Consider the following 21,884-nt stretch of genomic DNA (forward strand, 5'->3'; position numbering starts at 1 on the left):
CTGATTTAATTGACTTCGCCGAAAAGCGGCATGAGGTTTTTTCCAAGCATTAGGAATTCATACAATGTAAAGCCCACCCATTCACAAAATCCCATTATCTGCAAAACTGTAGTACCCACCATCTGGCGCTAGAATAATGTGATCCAAAACTTGCACGTCGAAGAGTTTGGCGGCATCCCGTATCTTTTTGGTCAAATTACGGTCGGCTTCGCTGGCCTTTAGTTTTCCGCTAGGGTGATTGTGACATAATATTATTCCCACGGAGACGGTCTTAAGTATGACAGCGAACAAAATTCGCAGGTCGACCAAAGTCCCCGTAATGCCTCCTTTGGATACCTCATAAATACCCTTTACTTTGTTGCCATTGTTCAAAAGTACCACTTTAAAGGATTCATGCAGCGCAATGGTGTCTTGATCCCAATGGGCAGAAAGTAGTTGAGCAGCATCCTCGGACGAATTGATTTTGCGCCAATATTTGGCTTGGATTTTACCTTGGTAACTGACCTTGATTTCGTTTGCCTGAAGCTGCATTTTGACCTCTCCTTGTTAGTTGTTTTCTACCTTCAAGATACACCCATACCCGTTGGAATCCACGGAAAAACAGGCGAAAATCCACCCTTTTCTTCTTTCCCCCTATCCACAAAAAAAGCGCCCGATAGGGCGCAAGATTACTAGTAATAATAACATCTACTTTTTTAACGAAAATAAACCTAGGATGATTTCTATCGTAGGAGTCAAAATTTAAGATTGCATGGCATATTAAGAGCATTATTTCTCAAATAAGACGAATAATTAAGAATCATCGGATTTTAAGGTTTATTTGGTAAGATGGGTAAGATGCACCAACTAGGTAATAAGTTTTTCACAACGCTTATATGTACGATAATTCCGCACAATAATGATATATTTACAACTTAACCCACTAACCAACAATACCAAAATGGAAATAAAAAATATCTTTCTTCATCATATTGATGTAGCAAATAGCTTAATTACAGAAATAAAAGTAATAGAAGATTCAGCAAACTTAAACACCTATATCGAATCCTTGGTTAAAGACATCCTCGATAATCCCAATAGACGGTTTTATAATTGGAAAGATGGGGATACCGAAGTTAAAAATTCACTTGATCCCTTAAAGGAAATTGGAAATGAGAGTGAAAAATATGCCCTGAACAATGCAAAGAGACTGCTCGAAAAAGAAAGTAAAGCGCAAGAACAAGTCAATAAAATGAATGTTGAAATGCAAAAGGGTAGCTTACTTCATCTTTCTATTGAAAGCGATGGAACTCACAAAACGATTATTTGCAAAGTTGAGCACGATGAAGTAATGAATGAGGTAAATTTTGAATATATAAGAGGCCTTAATACAAGAAAAAAATTATTTAAAGCAATCTTAATCTATTACAACTCAAATGGTCAAATAGAGCATAATTATGTACACGATAAAAATTCCTCTAAATATTGGTGGGATGATTTTTTGGAGTTAGAGCCAATAATTACGGATGATGACAATACTGAAAATTCACTGAATGAAATAGATAAATGTTTGACGAGATATCGGAAGAAATATTATGTGGATTACTTGATTTTGAGAAATTCATTTCTAGGTCATTTTAGAAATAGGGATACACTTAATTTTTCCGATTTGGTAAACGATGTTTTTAAAAACTACACTCCACTGAACAAACAATTCCCAAAAGACAGACTTTTAGCCTCAATTAATAAATTGCCTGAAAAGAACCTGTTCGACACCACATTTAATATCGCAAAAAACAAAATCAATAAACGAAAAAAAACGAGTATTAGACTTGCAAGTAATCTATTTCTCAATATTGATGATTTTGTGGAAAATTTAAAAAACCTGATCGACTTGGAGCAAAAGAACGGAAATAAGTACGTTCGTATTAAGTCCGAGGATGGATATGATAAATTGGAAGATTTATTGAATAAATTATGATTGATGCTGTTTACAAATTGTTTGATATAAAGAAGGACATCCATTTGATTGACAATTTCATTTCCTATGAGAGGGAATTTTTATCAGAGGTCAATCTAAATGAGAATAGTAAGTTTGATTTAGCTAAGTATAATGAGTTTAATGGCGAAATTACCAAATTTGGCTATGACTGGACTTTTGAGATTGAGGAACTTAATTACTCAATAAGTCAAAACAGTTATTCGGAAATTGACTTTTTGGATTTTATTGATGGAGAAGAAATTACAGTAGTTCTGAAAATTTTCAAAAATAGTAGTCAAATTGTCATTTTTAATGAGGATAAATTCAATGAATTCCTTTCCTCTGAAAACTTAATAAATATTCTCAAACACTTTAACACTAGACAAGAAGGCATCGTTTTTTACAAATCGGATAATAAATTTACTTGCGCCAATCATTTTTTAGGATTTAATGAGACATTAAAAAATACATCGAGAATTAATTTTGACCTGAGTGCTCAATGTAATTTTACTAACTATTCAGAATTTAAGTATTCTCCGGAAGACTTCAATTTATTTGGAAATCCCTTGGATGATAAAATTCTGCTTCTCATGGACAAGCTAAGGTTTGTTTTCCTAATAGTCTACATTTTTGATAGCACGGAGATTTCGGATAACTCCATGAAAATTAAAATAAGTGGTTTCAAAACATTCAGGTATAGCTTGAATTTTTCAAGCTTGGATATTAGTTCACTAAAGATTTATCAAAGGATTTACGATTGGATATACTCCGAAAAAAACAAGATAGAAGATAAATTAGGTATAGCGAGAAATATTCTTTCTATGTATTTGGTTGATAAGGATTTAAATATTGAAAATGACGTTCTTGCCTCTATTCTTTCAGCAAATAACACCTATATCAAGGGAAACATAGGTAAATATGTAGATATAAGAAACAAAGTGCACAACCAATTAGAGTATGTTTCTGAAAGGGTTAATAAATCGTTAGAAGGGTTCTTTAATAATTTTCAAAAATCAATATTTGTTTTTATTTCATTCTATCTGTCAGTCTTTGTTTTCAAGACTTATAGGCAGCCTGACTTGAGTTCCGTTTTCAATAAAGAGACAACCTTAATGGCTCTAGGCCTTTTGGTAATTTCTTTTATATTCATGATATTCTCGAACTGGGTCCTAAATTTAGAAGAAAATAGGATCGGCAAAAAGTATGAGGATATAAAGAAAAGAGCTTTAGACTTGTTGGTAAAGGATGACGTTGATAAGCTTCTGGATAATGACAGAGAATTCAAAGCAGAACTAATATTTCTAAACAAACGTAGATGGCTTTATATATTTCTTTGGGGCCTTACTTTGCTTGTTTTTATTATCGTTCTTTGTTTTACTTCAGATTTTATATAAAGATAATTCTCTATCCCTTTGTCGGTCATTTTGCACGCGTTAGGGATAGCAGCGACATCGACCGCAGTGGCCTCCTTAGGGTTCGTTGCCTTGAAAAGCGACAGCGGAGCTCTTTCAAGGCTTACAAAACCTTGGGGTCCGCAAGGGCGATATAGCGGATAGCCCGGCCAACGCCCAAAAACCTATAAAGAGATGTTTGGCGTATGGGAGACTTTTTGGACGGACTTCGTTTGTGAAGTTGATTCTTCTTCTTTTTCCTCGGGTTCAACATCGTATTTATCTTCTAAGGAAAGATTGATTTCTTCCAATCGTTCTTCCATTTGTTCCAACTGTTCCGACTTGTCGAATTCCAGTTCCAACACCTTTCTATTGGCCGCTACCGCCTTGCCGAAATCGTCTTTCAGCTCCGTCTGCATATTGAGGTTCTTGGGTATCTTGGCCAAGGCATTGTGCATATATTCCGCAATACTTAGGGCATTGGCCACGATTTTCTGGGAACCATGGACGTAGCTGGCATTCGGGGTCTTGACAAACAACCGATGTTCATCGTTATCGATGACCTTGAGCCTCAGTTCGGCATCCAAGAGGGAGACTATGATATGCTCCCCGATCGTTTTTCGTTTGGATTCTAAAAGATGCTGGAGTTTTTTTCCAATGACCAGCGTTTCTGTCGAACCTTCTATTTTTAACACTCTGAGTAAACTCAAAAAATAGATGCTTTTATCGGCGAGGGATTCCCATAAGGGTAGATCGTTTTGAAGATTGGCGATGTTTTTGTCCGTTTTCATTAGTTCGTTCTCATAGAAATGGATATTGTTCTGCGCTTCCAAACGGTTCTTTTTAAAAATGGCACGTTCGAGTTTCAGTTCGTCCAATTGCTTGCCCAGTTCTTCCTTTTCCAGATACAAAGGGTCGTTTTTAGCTACTGCCAACAAGGTTTTGTAGTCAATGGAGCCCTCATCGTTGACCGGCCCCATATCCAATCTGTTGAACTGTATCGTCCCATTGGTCAATTGCTCGATAAAGTTCTTTTTGATGTTCACATTGTTGAGCATGAGGGCATCGGTACAGTTCTCGACGATATAAAACGATACCACAACTTTGTTGTCAAAATGTTCCTTGGCACCTAGGTTCCCTTTGCGTACCCCCCTTCCGTTGCGTTGGTCGATATCCGTAGGCCGGTAGGGAATATCCACATGGTGTATCCGTACCAAACGTTGCTGGATATTGGTTCCGGTCCCCAACTTTTCCGTGGAGCCGATGATGACGCGATAGGAACCCTCGTTTACGCTTTTGAAGCATTCCAAGCGTTTTCTATCGGTCTTAAAATCATGGATGAACACTATTTCTTCTTTGGGAACTCCATATTCTTCGACCAGAATACGCTTTAGCTCGTCATAGATATTGAAATGCTCCTTGGGAACCCCCAAATCAGAAAAAATGGCCTGTGCGCCCTTAAAAGAATTGGTTTCGACATACGTTTTATAGACTTCAGAGGCAATGGTCCGCAATTTGGCCTCCCTGGGGTCGTCCAATTCCTGGTTCAACAATCTTGGATCGATGGAGGCATTTCGCATATGATGAAGCGCGATCAGCGACAAGGCGCTTTTTTGTTCCTCGGTATATTCCTTTCCGCCGTATAACAAGCTACTGTCCCCTCTTTGCAGAAACTCCTTTATCCTGTCAAAATACGCCAATTGGGCGGCAGTAGGTTTTAACGTATGGACATCGAGCTGCATTCTTGGCCTATCGATTTGGTGCGTAGTTCCGTTGACGATAATCGAAATCTCGTTGTAGAGGGAGGACAACAATTTCATTTTCTTGAAGGAACGGAAACGCTCGCGAACCTTATAATCTCCCGAAACGGTAGGTTCAAATTCATAGGATTTGTTGGCGAACACCTGTGCCCATTGGTCAAAGGAGGTAATGTTCATCTCCTGCATGCGATGGGGAATAAGGTATTTGAACAGTACATAGACCTCGGTAATCGAATTGGAAATGGGCGTACCCGATAGAAAAGTGGACTGAAAATCCCTTTCTTTTGCCTTTTGCAGGGTTCGAATGGCGACCAACAGGTTTTTGCTGCGCTGCGAGCCCTTGTTGGTATTCAACCCGGCAACCCTACTGTGCCGCGTGGTGTACATGAGGTTCTTGAACTTATGGGATTCGTCCACCATGATGTGCCCAAAGCCCATTTGGTCAAAATTGATGACCTCGCTCTGTTTCTGTTGCATCTGGAAATACACCTCGTCTAAAGTGGCCTTCAAATTCTCGCGCCTTTGCTGTAGCCCTTTGAGTACCCTTTTGCTGATGGAATACTTATCCTCATGGATGACGTTCAGGTCGCGTTCCAGGTTCGCCAGTTCCTCACTGATGATGTCGTGGATGACCTTTGGGGACTGCGGAATGAACTTAAAGGTATCATGGCTCATCAATACCACATCGCAATCGGTACTTGCGATCTTGGCAAAAAAAGCATTGCGATTGGCGAGGCCGCTGACCACCTTGTCATGGGCGACCAATAATTTCATGTTCGGAAAGGCATTGAGCAGTTCGCTCCTCAACTGCACCACCGTGGAGCGCAGCCCGATAACCAAGGTTTTCTTCGAAAGGTCGAGTTCCTTTAACTTGTATGAGGCCAAGGCCATGTCCAAGGTCTTCCCGAAACCCACCTCTTTATTGACCAACAACCCTTGGTTGATGATGATGCCCGCCACGGTATCTTTTTGGCTGGGGTATGGGGTAAACTGTTGCAACCCCTCGAATTTGAGATAGCTGCCATCATATTTGGGATGTACCTTGGCATCGTACATTCTGTAAAAGATAAATTCCAGTTCTTTCCTCAGATCGGGCTTCCCCATGATGTAGTTGTGAAAATCCTTATAAAGGATTTCAAATTTGATCCGGATTTCCTGCATCCTAGCCTTATCCGTTTTCTTGTTCCCCTTTGGCCCTTTCGATATATAGGGAATGGTTGAGTTCAGGGCACCTTCCAAAATATCTGTAAAATAATAGCTCCGGTTCTCGCTCCGTACATAGAACTTTCTGACCTCCTGATATTCGTAGGTCTCGATCTTGACCATGTATTTGGATGTACTCTCGTTGTAGGCAATGTGCGCCAAGGTCTGGTAGGTGTCATAGAGAAAGGCCCGGGTAATTTCCAACGGAAACCACGGTTCGTGCAGTTTGATATCAAGGTCTTCAAAAGGTGTAATGGGTGGTTTTACCCCTTCCAAGGCCAATAGGGCTCTGTCGATGTAATTCTTATCGACATAGGATTGGTACGGGCCAAAATCGTTCCTTCGGTAAAAATTGATTTTTTCGTAGATGGTTCCCGATAAAAAAAGGAATTTTGGAGCCAATACGACCCTCTTCCCTTCCGGGTTCAGAAACAATAATTGCCGTTCCAGGGCATCCTTGATGAGCGATTCCTTGGCTTCCCCGGTCATTTGGGCCAAGACATCCGCATCGATGCCGTTGTATTTGTTCAACGAAAAATAGAGGGCATCTTCCAACGACAGCTTTTCAGGGGTTTTGGCCATCCCGCTCCAAGGATTGACCAAAATATCGGCCTTTAAGAAAGTGCCGTTTTCGGGTCTTTCCAAGGCCAGGAGCATCGGTCCCTGAATGTCCAAAGTTACAAAAGGGTAGTTCGCTTTGTCGTGTAGTTTCCCGTACTGAAAGTCGAACAGGTCGTATTGATAGTTCAGGCTGTCCAAAGTCCGTTGCCCCTTACTCCTGTCGGTATCCAATAATTCGAGATAGGTATCGCGCAAGGCCAATATCTTGGAAAGCATATCGAATTCCTTGGGTTTGACGGTCAATACTTCCAACGCTCCGTTTTCAAGGATTTTGGCGATTTTCTGTTCCCTGATGACCAGATTACCGGCCTTTAGGATGCCTTTATAACGCAACTGCGGAATGGGTGCCAGAGGTTCCTTGGGGCTAAATTCAATCGGCTTTTTTTCAATTGTCCTAGTTTTATGGGCAAGTCCAAAATCGCCCAACTTGTGGGTAATGGCAAGTTGCAGGCCTTCGAGATCGATCGCGTTACTCACGGTGTAATCGGTTTGGTCGTACATTCCGCCTTCCGCTATTTCGCCCAGGACCCGATCTCCGTATATCGAGAAATACGAACTGAACTGGACCGTGTTCTGGCCCACTGCGTGTTCAACGGTATCGGAAAACAGTTCATTGATCTTCTGCTGTTCGGCAGTTGTTTCTATCCCCTGATTGTTCTGAAATACCAAAATATCGGTGACCACGGCCGTATTTTCCTGCGCAAAGGCCGTATCGGGCAGGCGGACACCGCCCAAAAAATTATTGGTTTCCATCAAGTCCTTCCGAATGGGCGCATATTGGGCCTTGTCCAAAAAATTCTTGGTACATATCAAAACGGAAACCCCAGCGGGCTTTAGACAGGACAATCCCTTGTACACAAAATAGGAATGGATGTTCTTGGAAATCCGGGCCTGTAATGGATGGCCATTTAACGCGGTATCGAAAATCTTGCTCGCCCCAAAGGGAATGTTGCTGACCACAAGGTCATACTTCCTAACGGCATCGGTCTGTGCCATATTCTCAAAGGGGACCCCAAAAATCTGAACATTGGTGTTCGGTTTAAAATTATGTTCCAAAATACGGGCGGTCAGAATTTCCTTTTCAAAAGCGGTGAATCGTGCCGCAGGAAACTTCTTCAATAATTCCCGAATGAAAAGCCCGTTTCCCGCGCTCGGTTCCAAAACGGTCTCTGGTTTATAATCCTGCAATCCATTCAAGAACGAACCGATGGACCGTATAATGGGAACAGGTGTAAAATAGGAATTGAGGGAACTGTTTTCCAAGCTTGCCAGCACGGTCGGGGCATATTCCTGCCCGAAATAACGTTCCAACCGTTCCAAAAAAACGGATCGATATTCCTCATTCTTGAGGATGTCGTAAATATTGCCAAAACCAAGGTTGTTAATAAATAGATGCGGATCCGATTCTGGCGCGTGGAGGGCGTCCAAGGTCCTCACCAAATGGTCGAGGTACCTTTTCTTTGAGTATTTCATGAGTGAGTGAGTTAAGGAATTTGATTGGATGCTTATGCTACATAGTCAGACCTTTATTTTTATCTGGATTAATTTGTTTACGGACTTCCCGCAAATCATATTCTGAAAGTGTAAAACCTAAATTTGTTAAAAGGGCATCGTTGAATTTGCGCTTGGCAAACTCGGACCAACCAAGAATTCCATTGTGTTCTATTTCATTTTCATGGTAATATTCTTGGGCAAGATTGATTTTGCATTCTTCCACCATACATTTTCTTGAGTATCTGAGCCTTTCACAAATCCACTCGTAATTGAAATACAGTAGGTTTTGGTGCATATCCCGATTTGCCATATAGTTATCCGATACCAAATGGCCCGTTTCTTTTTCGTACATCCTCACACTTCCGTTGTCATCACATTCGCTGTCGCCGATATAGTAAATGAACGATTTTGTTACCATGGCCATTTTAAAAACGTGTCCGTCGATTTTTTTGTACTTATTTTCCATTTTAGGAAGGTTTCATTTGCACAGTCTGTACTGCTAGATTATTTTTTAGTTTTACCAAGGCAATTGGAAAATTTTTACAGTGCGAGTAATTCCGATCGATATGCCGCAGTACGGAACCGACAATGGGTCTAAAGTTCATGTCCTCTTGATTTTTCTCGCCTTCCGCAAAACGCCATTCCCCCGTACCGTAGTGCTTTTTGAGGAACGCCGTTCTTTCATTGTTTTTTAGCACAATGGCTTCTTTTTCGACCACAAAATTCTTTTTGACAATGACCTCTTTCGAGAGGTACAATCTTTCTTGGGCAGAAATTTCCTTGGATTGCATGAGTTTTTTATAAGTTTCCCATTGCAATCGTGAATGTCCGTTAACTTCCTCTTTGCGTCGAACATAAAGGACGCCTTGATGGATACCAAGTTGTAGACCGTGCTTTAGATAGGCTATGAGTTCTATCTTGCTGTCCAGAAAGCGTTCCTTGAATTCCTGCATGCCGAAATAGAGGGATTCGGATTTTGGTGCCGTCTCCAGAAAGGACTGAAACACCAAGTAGCGCTCCGTAGCTTCCGTAAGGGTCATGATATTGTATTTTCCTTCGAATTCCGAAAGATGGAACTGTTTGCCTACATATTGTATGGGATCGGATACCACCTGCTCGCTTGGTAGTAAAATCGATTCCTTGAAATAGGGATTGCTTTGGAAGGTCAGTTGGACGGCATCATTATAAAATGCCGCAATATTTCTGCTATCCTTTCTTTCGTTTTGCAATCGGTCGGCCCCATAAAAGGAATGCTCAAATCGAAGCGAACTTTTTTCTACCGGATGTAAGGCCGAAACCGATTGACGCAAGCCTCGACCGTCGTAGGTTTTCCATAAAGGAATATTACCGTGGGTAGTGCTGGCCATAAAAAAGGTTTGGGTATTGAACTGAAACCCGAATTTTATCGCGCACAAAAGCGAATCGCTTTCCAAAATCCTAAAATTCCCGATAGGAACGATTTTATGGTCGTGGTTTACCAGTAGTTCTTTTTCCTTGCCTTGGGCCAATAGCTTTTTAAGGTTTCCATCGATATAGCCCTTTTTGGCAAGGTTTAGCCGTTTGATATAATCGAGCTTTTTAAGGTCTTTGACTTCATCAGTGGTTATCGAGTCATATTCCAGCTTACCAAAGGCCCTAAAATCTATATCTTTCGACATTTGCCTGTAATTATTGACAGTATGGTAGAAGCGCCTTGCAAAGCGTGCAGCTCTTTTCCAAATTGGGATTTTATTTTCCATGAGTATTGGGTTTAATATCCATGACTTCGGCATAGATGGTTTTCTTTAGGTTAAAGGATGGCCTTGGATCGATTTTGACTTCATTCTTCCAAACTTCGTAATGCAGATGAAATCCCGTGGAACTACCCGAACTACCAACCGTTGCTATAAGCTCATGTTGGTCAATAGTCTGTCCTTTGGCGACCAATACCTTTTCCAAATGTCCGTAGAGGGTCTTAAAACCGAACCGGTGCCTGATGATAATATGGATGCCATAACCATTTTCTGAATAAATGACCTCGGACACGGTTCCCGCGGCCGATGCATATATAGGCTTGCCTGATGGAGCGGCCAGATCGATACCAAAATGGGTTTTCGTTTTTTTGGAAATGGGATGGGTACGCATGCCATACCTACTTGACAATGAATAATTGCCCTTTTCCAAGGGAACACACGAGGGAAACTGGTGCAGGAGTTCCGGTCGGTATGTCAAATATGTTTCCAAAGTAGCTATATAGGAGTAATCCGGAATTTGATACAGGTACTTGGCAATCCGTTCTTCAATGGCCAATAACAAATGTTCCCGTTCCTTATCCACAATGGTACTATCAAAGCGGTCGGTTTTAAAATTGTCCTTTAGCCGTTCCCCGTAATTTTCCATGGCAACGGTTGTTTCCCGAAGTTTTGAATTCGAAAAACCAAAACCATTTCCGATGACATAGAAAAGACAAAGAAGTATCAGAAAGAGCAAGTGGGCCAGTTCCTTTCGACCCATACCGCTGATATAGCAATGTCCAACTATTCGCAATTTTTTCCCTAATAAATTTGCAGATTCAAAAAAATTCATATATTTGCTTTATCTACAAATTTATAATTTATTTGCAAATAAGCAAGAAATGAAAAAAAATTGGCTAACAGAAGACCATCGCATCGACCTCCCGAAGCTTTTTAAGCATCTTGGCTTTCGAGCGGTACAACGGGAAAGAACACATTATCTATACAAAGGTAACGGCGCGCAATACGTTATCCTCAACACCGAAAAGGGCTATCTGTACTATAAAATAGAACGCCCGGATGAAAAACTATCGGCCTCGGATCTGATTACCGAACATGTATCGAAAACCGAGGGAATGGACAAAGAAATGCTCTGGGACAAAGTGGACACCTATTATAGAGAGGTGTTACGGACAGAAAGTTTATTGGTTAGCGACAATACAGAAAGCACCGTTGAAACAGTAACAAAAGATTTCAACCATTTTCTTGCTTATGCCTTACCCTTGGATAAAAACACCGATGGACTCTACAAAAATTTAGACGATATGGCACCTTTTGAGGGGCGCATCTTCAAAAATAAGGAAGACGAAGTCCTATTTCCACTGTTCAATATCCAGAACGAGGTCTGTGGGTATTTTACGGATACCGAGCAAGAGGTGCTCCCTTATAAGGAATCGGCCATCAAACATTCGTTGTGGTATTCCAATATTCCCAAAAAAATCGATGGACTGTTCCTTTTTAAAGATCCTAAAGAGGCGTTGGCGTTCCATAGAAAATTCCAGTTTAAAAACGTCGTATATCTCGCTTTGGGGGCTATCAATGCCCAAACGACACGAATTCTTTTTCAAATCCAGCGTTTGACCAAGGTGGATAAGCTTTTTTTGAGCTTTACAGGCTATAAAAAACTGGAGGGGTATTTACGCGACCTGCATTTTATATCCTATGTGGAGGATTCGGATTTTAAACTGCATTTGACCGATAGGGATATGGTAATCGATTTCCCAATGGGAAACGAGAAATCCTTTTCCCGATTTTATGATCATACGCGGCGGTTCAATACCGAACTGGCCCAGAGTTTTCTGAAATACAATAAGATCATCGACCAGAACCGATTGAACCGATATAGCATCATGGTATCCAAGGACGGGGAGCAGATCAAAGTGCGCCTGCCTTTGGAGACCAATGCCATAAGGTTATTGGTCTGGTCGTACTATAAAAATTATTTGGACAAGACCATCGAAATCCTCAAACCGACAGCCCACAATTGGTATTCGGAATGGGAATTGGCAGAAAGCCAAACCAAAAAAAGGAAGGAGGTTCAGTGGAAAGAGTATAGAATCGCACTATAAAATGGAAAAAGGACGCTCCCGCCCTCTTTCCTTCAAATTCCGTAACTCACAAATCACTCCTGATTTGCAGTTATGTACTCAAAAGTAACAAATTCAAATTTCGTAACAATTAAAAATCACTCAAAAATGGAAAAACAAGCAGAAAAACAAATCGAAAAAGTCTTCGTCAACGTAAGCCAGGTCTGGTTTAAGGGCGAAGCCATTTCCAAGGATCAGGACACCTATAAGGTCAAAACCGATGATGGCAGAACCTTTACAATGCCCAAGATGAACGAGGAAGGTGGAAAAAACGAGGACATACAGGTCCGGGAAAACTTGGACCATCAATTTGCTAAGGAAGACGTAAAAAGGCGTTTGGAAGGAGCCTATATCAGTTTTCAAAAGTTGGACGATAATGTTCAGGAATCCCTTTTGAAAGGCAAGGAGCGTTTGATCAAGACCACCTATATCAGTGATGGACAGTTGAAAAGTTCTGTCAAAATGGTGCAAATGGTCTATAATCCCAATACTGGTTCCAAATTGGACGTACAGATCAGACGTAACGAACAGATCAAATTGGAAGATGCGAATGCCTACCAATATCAATTTACCAAGGAGGAATACAATGCCATGGTTAAAGAAGGTCAAACCATTCAATTTACCGGTACTTCCTTGAACGGGGACACCTTCCAAAAACTGGCCTACTATGAGCCAAGACTGAACGATATCCGTACAAAACCGGCAGTTTCCGCCAATATGTACGTACTCGGGCAACAATTGACCAAGGAGCAGGCCGACACCATGAACAAAGGGGAAGAAGTCAAAATCACTATCCGTAAGACCAAAAAAGGGCCTTTGACCTATATGGTCAGATGGAGTGCGAAAGGGCAACGTTTTCTCTACAGTGATTTGGAGAAGGCGAAACTCAAGGATATGGAGGTCAAAGCGGGGACAACCCTTGACAGCGAAAAAAAAAAGAAACAGCCTAGCAACGCCATGAGCCTGTAGTTCCTTTTTTTAATTAACTCAATGCAAAGGCCGATATGCTTGGCGTGTCGGCCATTTTAAACCCTTCCCATGAAAAGTCCGAACTATAGCGATGATCCCGAACACTATAAACGGTTGATCGCCAAGATCAACGAGGAGGTCAATTTTCCCATGTACTTGCACCAAAAAGGTTATCAACTCATAAGCAAAAGTGCAGGTTCCATGGAGTTTCAAAATGACGAAGATCGGATCGTACTGCAAACGAAGAGAAATCCCGTTACCTATTTCAACCGGAATGACTCCTATGATAGAGGGCTGTTCTTTAAATACCTGATGCAACGCAGCGAAAATTTTTATAAAGCCGTGCAGGCGGGGCTGGAAATCGCCGCTAGAGCCTATGGCCTGGAACATACCGCTTTGCGGGCCAATAAACCGAACACCTTTGTGAAATCCTTGGAAGATAACTACAATATCGTGCCCTTGCGGAATTCCCTATATTTGAGGGTACAGCGAAGTATTTCCAGAAAAATGCTAAACACCGAAGCATTTAAGGGGCGAATTTTTAACGCCTATCACATTCGGGACAATGGCGGAAAAATCGCCAATATTGCCTTTCCGAAATACGATTTGGAAGGAAACGCAAAAAACTACATCCTCTACAACAGACCCTACCGAAGTAAAAAGGACAATGAAATCAAAAAGTTTCGATTGGTACTGAACCGGAAAGACCATTTTTTGTTTCATTCCAAGCCTATTGACCGACCTGCTCGCATACTATTCGGGGAAAGTGGTATCGACCTGCTGTCCTATCACGAGCTTTACGGAAAACCCGATAATTTTTACGTGTCCTTTGGGGGAAATGTGTACCAAGAAAAATTGCACTTCTTCGTTCAACTGATCGAACCAATACTGCAAACCAAGAAAACAGAACTGATATCCATCACGGACAACGACCTCAAAGGCCATGAGTTCGACCTAAAGATCTTTACTGCGGTCATCAATCGGTACAATCCGAACATCTATATAGAAACCGTATTTCGGTCGGGCAAAGTGAGTATGGGCATTCATTATAGCGAAAAAGTCAGGGGGCAATTGGCCCGTCATACGACTATTCTAAACGAAAAATTGACTTCCGATATAGAAAAGGACTATTTGGTTTTTGACCTTGTACGCTGTGTCGGGTTCTCGGACAAGATCCTTTTGGAGTTCTCCCTTAACGAAGTAGTCAACACTCCACATATCGAACAAAAGCAAAACGTGTTCAAAACCTTGCTGAATACGGTTAATGCGCTATATCTGCCTTTTCAGACCAACCTCCACAAATCGCAGGGAAAAGACTGGAACGATGACCTTCGCGCTTCCAAAAGCATAACATACCTAAAAATGGACGCAGTTGTTCCAAATGTTATCGCGGTTGGGGATAAAATCGAACTGCATACGGCCAAAGGCCCTGAAGGTGGTACTAACCAAGGTTTAGTAAAATCCATAAAGAAAAATGGTGTGGTATGCGACTTTGGCTTGAGCTATACCTATGCCATTCCATATTCTGCCATACACTCCCATTTTAAGAAAAGTACCGCAAAACTTGTCGAATGGGACAACGAAACATCGAAAACAAATTCAAAAAACAATAACTTACAAAACATTCTGTCATGAAGACCATGGAACCATTATCCGAAGAATTAAAGGACAATCAATACTACGTTTCCCTTTTAGACGCACTTATCGAGGAAAACGATATGGAACTAAAGCACCGTTTGCAAAAAGCGGATACCTATGCCCGGTTCATCAATGAGCAGGCAGGCCTTTTAATGGACGAGACCATCGATCATATCGAAAAAAATGAGGTCGCCATCCCTATCGCCTCCTCTTTGGTGATCCAACAATGGAAGGAGCGGATGTTCCGATAATCCCGGAACGAACTTTCAAATTCCCAAGGTTTCGTCATGAACGACAAGAATCTCGCATTTTCGGCTATGTTATTATCCGTGGCTGTCTTTACCCTTATCGGGTTTATGGCCTATTATCCTATTTTGCAATACCAGCAATGGGATTCCAAACTCTCTGAAATCGGCTACCATTTTTTATTGCGTTTTGAGGCCTTACAACGACCCTTGCACAGCCGTGGGCTGTTGTTGATGTGCATCTTGGGCGCGGTCATGCTCTACAATCCCAGAAAAAGGGAAGGGAAGTCATTTCTTACAGGCCTCCTATATTTCGGCCTAGGTGTTCTGTTGCTATTGCTAACGGGCTATTTGGCACCGGCCAACTTGGGGCTGTTCTGGTGTTCCGCAGTTTTGTACATACTCGGGTTCATTTTCGCGGTCTCAGGCGCAGTACACCTTTTTCAGGTAATGGATTATGGTAACGAGGCCGAGGACGACCCGTTCAACGACAAGAACGAGACCTTTCGGCAGACCGAAAAACTTGTGGACACCCCATACTCCGTCAACATACCCTATGAATACCGTCATAAAGGAAAACTACGGAAGGGTTGGATCAATTTCGTAAACCTCTTTCGCGCGCTCTTGATTATCGGTACACCTGGTAGTGGCAAGTCCTTTGCCTTGATCGAGGAAATCATCGAGCAGTTTATAGAAAAGGGATTTACGCTGCTGATCTATGATTTTAAGTTCGATACCCTGAGCAAAATCGCCTATAACTATTGGATGCGAAAAAAGGAAAGACTAATGGCCGCAAAGTCAGACGAACTTATCGAACTGCCCGAATTCTATACCCTGAGCTTTGACGATATCGAAAAATCGCATCGCTGCAACCCCATCGACCCCTACTTGATGCGCAACCAGACCGATGCCGCAGACGCCGCGACCATCATCATGAAGAATCTGAACAAGGACTGGATCAAGCGCAGCGATTTCTTCTCTAAAAGTGCCATTAGTTTTGTTTCTGGGCTGATATGGTACTTGAAGAAAAAATCGGAGGAAACGGGCAAGAACATCTGCACCCTACCCCACGTGATTACCCTTTCCACGGTCAATATTGAATATTTATTGACCATTATGATGCGTGAGGTAGAGGTACGCAGCCTGATGATTCCCTTTAAGGATGCCATGGAACGACAGGCGGGCCAGCAATTGGCGGGACAGACCGCAAGTGCACAGATATCCCTATCGATGTTGGCCAACAAGGAAATCTACTATATCATGACCGGCAACGATTTTAGGTTGGACATCAATAACCCAAAGAAACCCAAGATCGTCTGTATCCAGAACAATCCTGATCGCTCGGAAATCTACGCTGCACCAATAGGTCTTTATATCAACAAAATATTACAGGTGGTCAACAAACCTGGCGGAAGGCCTTTGGGATTGATTTTGGACGAACTGCCCACCGTATTCATTATGGGATTACGAAAAATTATCGATACCGGAAGGTCGCATTATGTGGCCACCGTGCTTGGTATTCAGAGTATAACCCAATTGATTGCGGACTACGGCAGGGAACTGGCCGAGGTCATTTTCGATAACTGCTCCAATGTGTTCAGCGGTGCTGCCAAAGGGGAAACGGCTCGGCGTATCAGCGATATTTTCGGGCGTATCCATCAGGAAAAAAAGAGCAAGGCCGTTTCCAATAACGATACCACGGTCAATTTCAGCACGATACTTTCCGAATTACTGCCGAAAAGTAAGATCACAAGCATGTCCACAGGGCATTTCGGGGGCATCGTGGCGGATACCTTTGAACATCCAATCGAACAGAAATTATGTTTTGGGCTGCTCAGGCCCAACATGGCTTCAAAGAAGATTCAGGGAAAATATGAAATCCCGAACCATGCCGATTTTAGGAGCAAGAACCATAGCGAATTTGTCAAGGATCGTTTGAAATTAATGCAGACTCTTGATTTTCATGCAACCATCCAAAAAATTGATTGTAATCAATTGGACTATCTCGGTTTCTACAAGTACTATATCGACGCATTTGCCGAAAAGCACTATCCGAACAGCATAAAACGGGTGCAGTTCATCAAATTGGCACGCGAACTCAAATTGTACGACCATTTGCAGGCATTGGACGGGCATATTAATAAAAAGGAGGGAACCGAGGACACCTTGAAACTCTTCCTTGCAACATTGGTGGACAGGATGTTCGTCAATAAGGAAATCGAACGGATACTTGATGCCAATTTCCTAAAAGTCATTCAGGATATTGACGATCTGGTAACCGAGGAATATGAAATTTGCACGGGGAAAAAACCGGAATTTACTGTATTCGACAAAGCAAAAACGGGCGACCAGATCGGCGAATCCTTGGAAAAGGAAGAGGAGATCGCTCAAAATTTTATGAAACATTATAAAAAACGTCCCAGTAGGGAGTTGGCGGATGCGTTCAGGAAAGCACATGAAATCCCTACATTTGAAAGGGTCTCGGCGGTTAAAGAAACAGAAGTAGTCGATAACCCCAATATTGGGGATTTAGGCGATCTATATTCAAGTTATCCCGCGGAAATGGTAGATGAACAAACACAATAACATACTATTATGAAAGATATAAATGAAATTATGAAGGCCTCTTCAGAGGATTTTAGTTACATCGGGGAACGTTTGCGCCTTATACGCGATGAACTGATCGAAAAAGATTCCGGAAACAAACGGGATAGTGAATTTTCTCGAAAAAATCTGGCCGAGCGCTTCGGTATAGACTATTATACTCTTGTCAATGTGGAACGAGGGACGTTTTCCTATACCTCCATCAAGATGGTGCTGTACTATTACACCTTGGGCTACAATCCCGCTTGGATCCTTTCGCCCGATAACGAATTTATAATGAAGCACAATGTCGGCGAAAATGTGGTATACCAGACCGATGTTCAGGAAGAATATCGTGAATTGGAATCTGATATCGTTTCGGCTTTGATGAAGTTTAAAAAGAAGCTCTGAGCCCATAATGACCCATTTGAGCCCGTTACCTATAGACTAACAAGATTGTGCTTTATGAAACATTTGAAACATATAAAAAAACGGACAGCCATTTGAGGTATCACAATTTGTGATACCTCAGAACAGTATAAGAAAATGACACAGATATTACCTGAAAACATCGCCGAAACCATACAATATTTTAGAGGCCATAAAGTTATTCTGGATTTTCATCTTGCAAAACTTTACGAGGTGGAAAATAGGTCTCTGAAGCAACAGGTCAAACGAAATCTTGACCGATTTCCGAAAGATTTCATGTTCGAACTTGAGCCAAGCGAGATCGATGATTTGGTATCACGTAATGTGATACAAAATAAAAGGGTTTTAGGCGGAGCTGCTCCGATGGCCTTTACGGAACAAGGGGTCGCCATGATTTCAAGTGTGCTGCGAAGCCAAAAGGCATTGGATGTCAATATCGCAATTATGAGAACCTTTGTCCAATTAAGAAGATTACTCGAATCGAACAAGGAGTTGGAAAAACAAATATTGTCCATGGAAAGGAAATACGACCAACAATTCAAGGTGGTCTTCGATGCGATTAAAGACCTTATCGTGCAGGAGAGAAAACCCAGAAAGAGCATTGGTTATAAAGCGACCAAAGTGTAAGGAACAGGTTATCCTAAAATTATAGTATAGTCAACATGGATTTAAAAAAGCTCATACAGTGTTTGGATGATTCAGAGGTCATCGAATTGCATGATCATCTGGTCGATGTTATTGAAATGTATCGGGACCGTGAACTTCTTAGGACGCAAAAGAAACCGATAAAGGAATGGTTGCAGGCCAAGCAAGGTGTTTCTTTAAGATTGCAAAATATCCTTTTGAAGAACACCCGATATACATCCAGAGTCCCTTTCGATTATTTGGAAGACATTACTTTGTATGATTTTAAAAGAGTCAGGGGAGTTGGTAAAACGCTCATGATGGAACTAAGCAATATACTCCGTAAGGATACAACCATTTCTAGAACTGGAAAAATTTGGGATGATCGTTCAGGTCGATTTCGAAACTAAAGTTCACAACCCAATTATCTAAAAAGACCTTTTTTATTTGTATAATCCGTAAGCTCGTCCCTAAAGCCGTTAAACACCTCTTCCTTGTATTTTCCGCTTAAAAGCGAACTGAACGAATAAACACTTTTGCGTAAAATAGTCGCCTGTTGGGTATTGATTTTTTGTTGGGACTCAGCGTGTATTTTTTCCCGCAACCCGTTCTTCTTATGATATTCCAGTGCTTCACGATGTAAATTCGGTCGTACACCCTCATAGACCATCATGTAGGCTGCCCTGCCGTAAACGCCTCTTTCGATAAGATACGAAACCCATAAATTTTTAAGATTCATTTGACCGTTTTCGTTTGATATGTTGACGGACTCCATTTGAGCAGTCAAGACAGCATCCAAATCCGTGCTGGATTTTAGATATGCCTGGGTTTTCGTAGAAAGCGGTATATTGGTTTCATTTTTTGAATAAAGTGAGCGTAGGTAAATTTTCCCTACTTTTTTCTCAAAATAAAACCCTTTGGCATTGAACAACCTAATATAATCGACGGGCGATTTTTCAAGAGGTAAGTTGAATTGTTCGGCCATTCTGAGATATGCCCTTAAACTGAGTGCTTCAAACTGTTTTTGGTATTCCGGGTTCATCGATTCATAAAGTTCGGGCAGCAATAAAGGAAGGAAGAAAGAAGTCGCGTTCAAATCCGATGGCTTACTTGATCCGGTTTCTGTGAGCGTTTCAAGAACTTTCACGTTTTGGTTGATACTACCCGTGGATATATAGGATGAGCCGACTTCTGGCATTTTGTAATCCTCAATAAGTAATTCAACGGAATGGGCTTTGGAATTACTAAAGAAAACTTTATCCCCGACATATTTGAGACCCAAACCCTGAAGTAGATTAAATGAGAGGCTTTTGGTAGCATCGAACACATTGGCTTCCAACACGTTTTTGAATAGTGAAACTCTGTCTTCCAAGGTTTTCATTTCCTTTCTTGATTCGGTTTTGTGGAGTTCCCTACGTGTACCCTCAAATTCGGTTTTCAGAACTTTCAATAGGTTTTTATTCTTATCCTGGCTCATATAATGGTTTAGGAAAGAATAGCGTTCAGAGCCTGCGATATGAGGCAACAAATCCCTCAGATTTTTAGTTATTACAAACTCGGATAACGACCTATTACTTTTGTTGGCTTGTAAATAGGCCTCGTAAAAAGCATTTTTTATGAGCTTTCGGGTTTCAAGTAAAAATTGCTTCCCGTTTTCGTCCAAACAGGTTGTACCGTTCACATCGTCCTCTAATTGTGGGTGATGGATAAAATCCATTTGGGAGCTAATCTCGGAGGCTAAGAAGACATAACCTGATTTGTCATAAATGATTAGCTCGTTCAATTGCCTATTCTTTCCGTACGATAATTCGCAGTCTATGTTTTGATATGACTTCAGGACATCCGGTAGATCTTCCTGACGAATGCTTTTAAAAAGTTTTAAGGTGGTCATCCATTGCTTTTCCAAGCGCTTTTTGTGCATCGCCAATAATTTCGATTTGGAATTCTTTTCAAAAATAGCCACAAGTTTCGGCCCGCTCAATTTCGGATGCACGGTCGACCCGTTTATAAATTGCGTCTTATATTTTTTTTGGTTATCGATTCCGTAGGCTACCCCTACCCTTCCACTCTCATGGGTCATGGTATTTACGATGATGTGGTAGGGTCTGGCCAACTGTTTTAGTTCGGCAAAACTGCGCACCTTGTGCTTTTGAAGGAGGCCGTTCATTACATCCTGTATATAGAACCTTGTGCCATTTGAATCATCGGGCTTGAACTGGAATTCCGGAAATCGGTATATCGGAAGTTCCCTGTGCTGTTTTTGTCGGGTTTGGGGCGATGGCGAAAGACCATAGCGTTTTTCAAGGTACGCTTGCGTTGCCATACTTCTCCGGTAACTATTGAACATAGAGATCAGGGAGGCAGATTCGGTAACTACCGTTGAAACAAGGTGTATATGTTGATGTTTTGTATCCTCATGAAGGACTACACAAAAGGGTTGGTTTCCCAAGCCCATCTCTGCCATATAATCCTTTCCCAGTTGGTAAAAAGTGGCATCGTCTAGCCGTTCGCCATGGGGAAGGTTGATCGTGATATGTACATACCTGTTTTCGGTAGCATGGCGTTGGCCTTGAAAATGCAGTACGTTCGCGAAAAATTCAGGCGACAGCCCAAATTCCGAACAGGTGTTCGGATAGCCTAAAATGATGCTTCCTTCCTTACCGAATACATAGTTCAACACGCCATGTACAGTTTCACGAAACAATATCTTGGCTATCATTTATGCAGTTTTTCATTCAATAGCTCCATGATTTTCATCAACAATTCGTTCGCTCTTTCTACTTCGCTTTCCAATTTGGCTGACGGACTTCTAAGGTTTTTAGCCCGTGCCACTGTCGTCAATTGGTTTATGTTAATACCTATTTTGTTGATTTGATAGATCAGGTTGGCCGAGAAATCAGGTAGCTTTTTTTCTTCTACCGCCTCTTTGTCCAATATCAGGCGTCTTAGAAATGGTGCAGCAATACCGCGCTTTTCAAAATCCAAATCATAGGATGCCAAAATTTTCTTGACCATTCCTAGCTCCTTATCATTGAAGCGCAACATGATATCATGTTTCCTCTTGTTTTTGCCTAACGGTTTTCTACCTGTTTTTTGTGCCATTTCGGA

The 21,884-nt window shown here is 41.6% G+C and carries 17 protein-coding genes; 10 read left to right on the forward strand and 7 right to left on the reverse strand.

From position 1 onward, the window contains the following. Positions 1-81: 81 nt before the first annotated feature. Positions 82-531, reverse strand: coding sequence for a JAB domain-containing protein (locus D2U88_RS17485; protein ID WP_119641787.1), 450 nt, complete (start codon positions 529-531; stop codon positions 82-84). Between the two features lie 409 nt (positions 532-940). Between D2U88_RS17485 and D2U88_RS17490 the strand changes: the two genes are divergently transcribed. Together D2U88_RS17490 and D2U88_RS17495 are read left to right on the forward strand one after the other, a co-directional pair. After that, the gene (locus tag D2U88_RS17490) at positions 941-1,960 is read left to right on the forward strand and encodes a nucleoid-associated protein (RefSeq protein WP_119641788.1); all 1,020 of its coding nucleotides are present in this window, start codon (positions 941-943) and stop codon (positions 1,958-1,960) included. Further along, positions 1,957-3,354, forward strand: a complete 1,398-nt coding sequence (locus tag D2U88_RS17495) for a hypothetical protein (RefSeq protein WP_119641789.1) — start codon at positions 1,957-1,959, stop codon at positions 3,352-3,354. Before D2U88_RS17490 ends, D2U88_RS17495 begins: the two co-directional genes overlap by 4 nt. Before the next feature lie 182 nt (positions 3,355-3,536). Here D2U88_RS17495 and D2U88_RS17500 read toward each other — a convergent pair whose 3' ends face one another. The 4 genes from D2U88_RS17500 to D2U88_RS17515 form a co-directional block, all read right to left on the reverse strand. Beyond that, complete coding sequence (locus D2U88_RS17500; protein WP_119641790.1) at positions 3,537-8,408, reverse strand: Eco57I restriction-modification methylase domain-containing protein; 4,872 nt, start codon at positions 8,406-8,408, stop codon at positions 3,537-3,539. Positions 8,409-8,445: 37 nt separating this feature from the next. Beyond that, positions 8,446-8,895, reverse strand: a complete 450-nt coding sequence (locus tag D2U88_RS17505; RefSeq protein ID WP_119641791.1) for a hypothetical protein — start codon at positions 8,893-8,895, stop codon at positions 8,446-8,448. A 1-nt stretch (position 8,896) separates the two neighbouring features. Beyond that, entirely contained in the window at positions 8,897-10,087 is a 1,191-nt protein-coding gene (locus tag D2U88_RS17510) for a hypothetical protein (RefSeq protein WP_147378609.1), read from the reverse strand. A gap of 70 nt (positions 10,088-10,157) precedes the next feature. Continuing rightward, the gene (locus tag D2U88_RS17515) at positions 10,158-10,922 is read right to left on the reverse strand and encodes a M23 family metallopeptidase (protein ID WP_182859210.1); all 765 of its coding nucleotides are present in this window, start codon (positions 10,920-10,922) and stop codon (positions 10,158-10,160) included. A 121-nt stretch (positions 10,923-11,043) separates the two neighbouring features. Here D2U88_RS17515 and D2U88_RS17520 point away from each other — a divergent pair, with 121 nt between their 5' ends. The 8 genes from D2U88_RS17520 to D2U88_RS17555 all read left to right on the forward strand — a co-directional run bounded on the left by D2U88_RS17520 (position 11,044) and on the right by D2U88_RS17555 (position 19,186). Then, positions 11,044-12,270 carry a hypothetical protein gene (locus tag D2U88_RS17520; RefSeq protein ID WP_119641794.1) on the forward strand — a complete coding sequence of 409 codons (1,227 nt, stop codon included), beginning with the start codon at positions 11,044-11,046 and terminating at the stop codon, positions 12,268-12,270. Between the two features lie 126 nt (positions 12,271-12,396). After that, complete coding sequence (locus D2U88_RS17525; RefSeq protein ID WP_119641795.1) at positions 12,397-13,257, forward strand: hypothetical protein; 861 nt, start codon at positions 12,397-12,399, stop codon at positions 13,255-13,257. Positions 13,258-13,326: 69 nt separating this feature from the next. Further along, positions 13,327-14,892: a toprim domain-containing protein gene (locus D2U88_RS17530; protein WP_119641796.1), complete on the forward strand. Its 1,566-nt coding sequence runs from the start codon at positions 13,327-13,329 to the stop codon at positions 14,890-14,892. Continuing rightward, complete coding sequence (locus D2U88_RS17535; RefSeq protein ID WP_119641797.1) at positions 14,889-15,146, forward strand: hypothetical protein; 258 nt, start codon at positions 14,889-14,891, stop codon at positions 15,144-15,146. Before D2U88_RS17530 ends, D2U88_RS17535 begins: the two co-directional genes overlap by 4 nt. A gap of 36 nt (positions 15,147-15,182) precedes the next feature. Continuing rightward, complete coding sequence (locus D2U88_RS17540) at positions 15,183-17,726, forward strand: type IV secretory system conjugative DNA transfer family protein (protein ID WP_094998912.1); 2,544 nt, start codon at positions 15,183-15,185, stop codon at positions 17,724-17,726. Positions 17,727-17,735: 9 nt separating this feature from the next. Next, positions 17,736-18,134, forward strand: a complete 399-nt coding sequence (locus D2U88_RS17545) for a hypothetical protein (protein WP_094998913.1) — start codon at positions 17,736-17,738, stop codon at positions 18,132-18,134. A gap of 135 nt (positions 18,135-18,269) precedes the next feature. Then, entirely contained in the window at positions 18,270-18,779 is a 510-nt protein-coding gene (locus D2U88_RS17550; RefSeq protein ID WP_119641799.1) for an ORF6N domain-containing protein, read from the forward strand. A 35-nt stretch (positions 18,780-18,814) separates the two neighbouring features. Beyond that, a complete protein-coding gene (locus tag D2U88_RS17555) occupies positions 18,815-19,186 on the forward strand; it encodes a hypothetical protein (RefSeq protein WP_094998915.1) in 372 nt (123 codons plus the stop codon). A gap of 14 nt (positions 19,187-19,200) precedes the next feature. On the opposite strand, the gene D2U88_RS17560 is transcribed toward D2U88_RS17555, so the two are convergent. Both D2U88_RS17560 and D2U88_RS17565 read right to left on the reverse strand, forming a co-directional pair. Next, positions 19,201-21,495: a relaxase/mobilization nuclease domain-containing protein gene (locus tag D2U88_RS17560; RefSeq protein WP_094998916.1), complete on the reverse strand. Its 2,295-nt coding sequence runs from the start codon at positions 21,493-21,495 to the stop codon at positions 19,201-19,203. Beyond that, positions 21,492-21,878 (reverse strand): hypothetical protein, encoded by a 387-nt coding sequence (locus D2U88_RS17565; protein WP_094998917.1) that lies wholly within the window; start codon positions 21,876-21,878, stop codon positions 21,492-21,494. Before D2U88_RS17565 ends, D2U88_RS17560 begins: the two co-directional genes overlap by 4 nt. Between the last annotated feature and the right edge of the window lie 6 nt (positions 21,879-21,884).

Source organism: Flagellimonas aequoris (genome assembly GCF_003584165.1).
Classification (GTDB): Bacteria; Bacteroidota; Bacteroidia; order Flavobacteriales; family Flavobacteriaceae; genus Flagellimonas; species Flagellimonas aequoris.

Coding starts and splice junctions, on each gene's coding strand:
- D2U88_RS17485 (WP_119641787.1), bottom strand. CDS start 531: ATGCAGCTTCAGGCAAACGAAATCAAGGTCAGTTACCAAGGTAAAATC.
- D2U88_RS17490 (WP_119641788.1), top strand. CDS start 941: ATGGAAATAAAAAATATCTTTCTTCATCATATTGATGTAGCAAATAGC.
- D2U88_RS17495 (WP_119641789.1), top strand. CDS start 1,957: ATGATTGATGCTGTTTACAAATTGTTTGATATAAAGAAGGACATCCAT.
- D2U88_RS17500 (WP_119641790.1), bottom strand. CDS start 8,408: ATGAAATACTCAAAGAAAAGGTACCTCGACCATTTGGTGAGGACCTTG.
- D2U88_RS17505 (WP_119641791.1), bottom strand. CDS start 8,895: ATGGAAAATAAGTACAAAAAAATCGACGGACACGTTTTTAAAATGGCC.
- D2U88_RS17510 (WP_147378609.1), bottom strand. CDS start 10,087: ATGTCGAAAGATATAGATTTTAGGGCCTTTGGTAAGCTGGAATATGAC.
- D2U88_RS17515 (WP_182859210.1), bottom strand. CDS start 10,922: ATGGGTCGAAAGGAACTGGCCCACTTGCTCTTTCTGATACTTCTTTGT.
- D2U88_RS17520 (WP_119641794.1), top strand. CDS start 11,044: ATGAAAAAAAATTGGCTAACAGAAGACCATCGCATCGACCTCCCGAAG.
- D2U88_RS17525 (WP_119641795.1), top strand. CDS start 12,397: ATGGAAAAACAAGCAGAAAAACAAATCGAAAAAGTCTTCGTCAACGTA.
- D2U88_RS17530 (WP_119641796.1), top strand. CDS start 13,327: ATGAAAAGTCCGAACTATAGCGATGATCCCGAACACTATAAACGGTTG.
- D2U88_RS17535 (WP_119641797.1), top strand. CDS start 14,889: ATGAAGACCATGGAACCATTATCCGAAGAATTAAAGGACAATCAATAC.
- D2U88_RS17540 (WP_094998912.1), top strand. CDS start 15,183: ATGAACGACAAGAATCTCGCATTTTCGGCTATGTTATTATCCGTGGCT.
- D2U88_RS17545 (WP_094998913.1), top strand. CDS start 17,736: ATGAAAGATATAAATGAAATTATGAAGGCCTCTTCAGAGGATTTTAGT.
- D2U88_RS17550 (WP_119641799.1), top strand. CDS start 18,270: ATGACACAGATATTACCTGAAAACATCGCCGAAACCATACAATATTTT.
- D2U88_RS17555 (WP_094998915.1), top strand. CDS start 18,815: ATGGATTTAAAAAAGCTCATACAGTGTTTGGATGATTCAGAGGTCATC.
- D2U88_RS17560 (WP_094998916.1), bottom strand. CDS start 21,495: ATGATAGCCAAGATATTGTTTCGTGAAACTGTACATGGCGTGTTGAAC.
- D2U88_RS17565 (WP_094998917.1), bottom strand. CDS start 21,878: ATGGCACAAAAAACAGGTAGAAAACCGTTAGGCAAAAACAAGAGGAAA.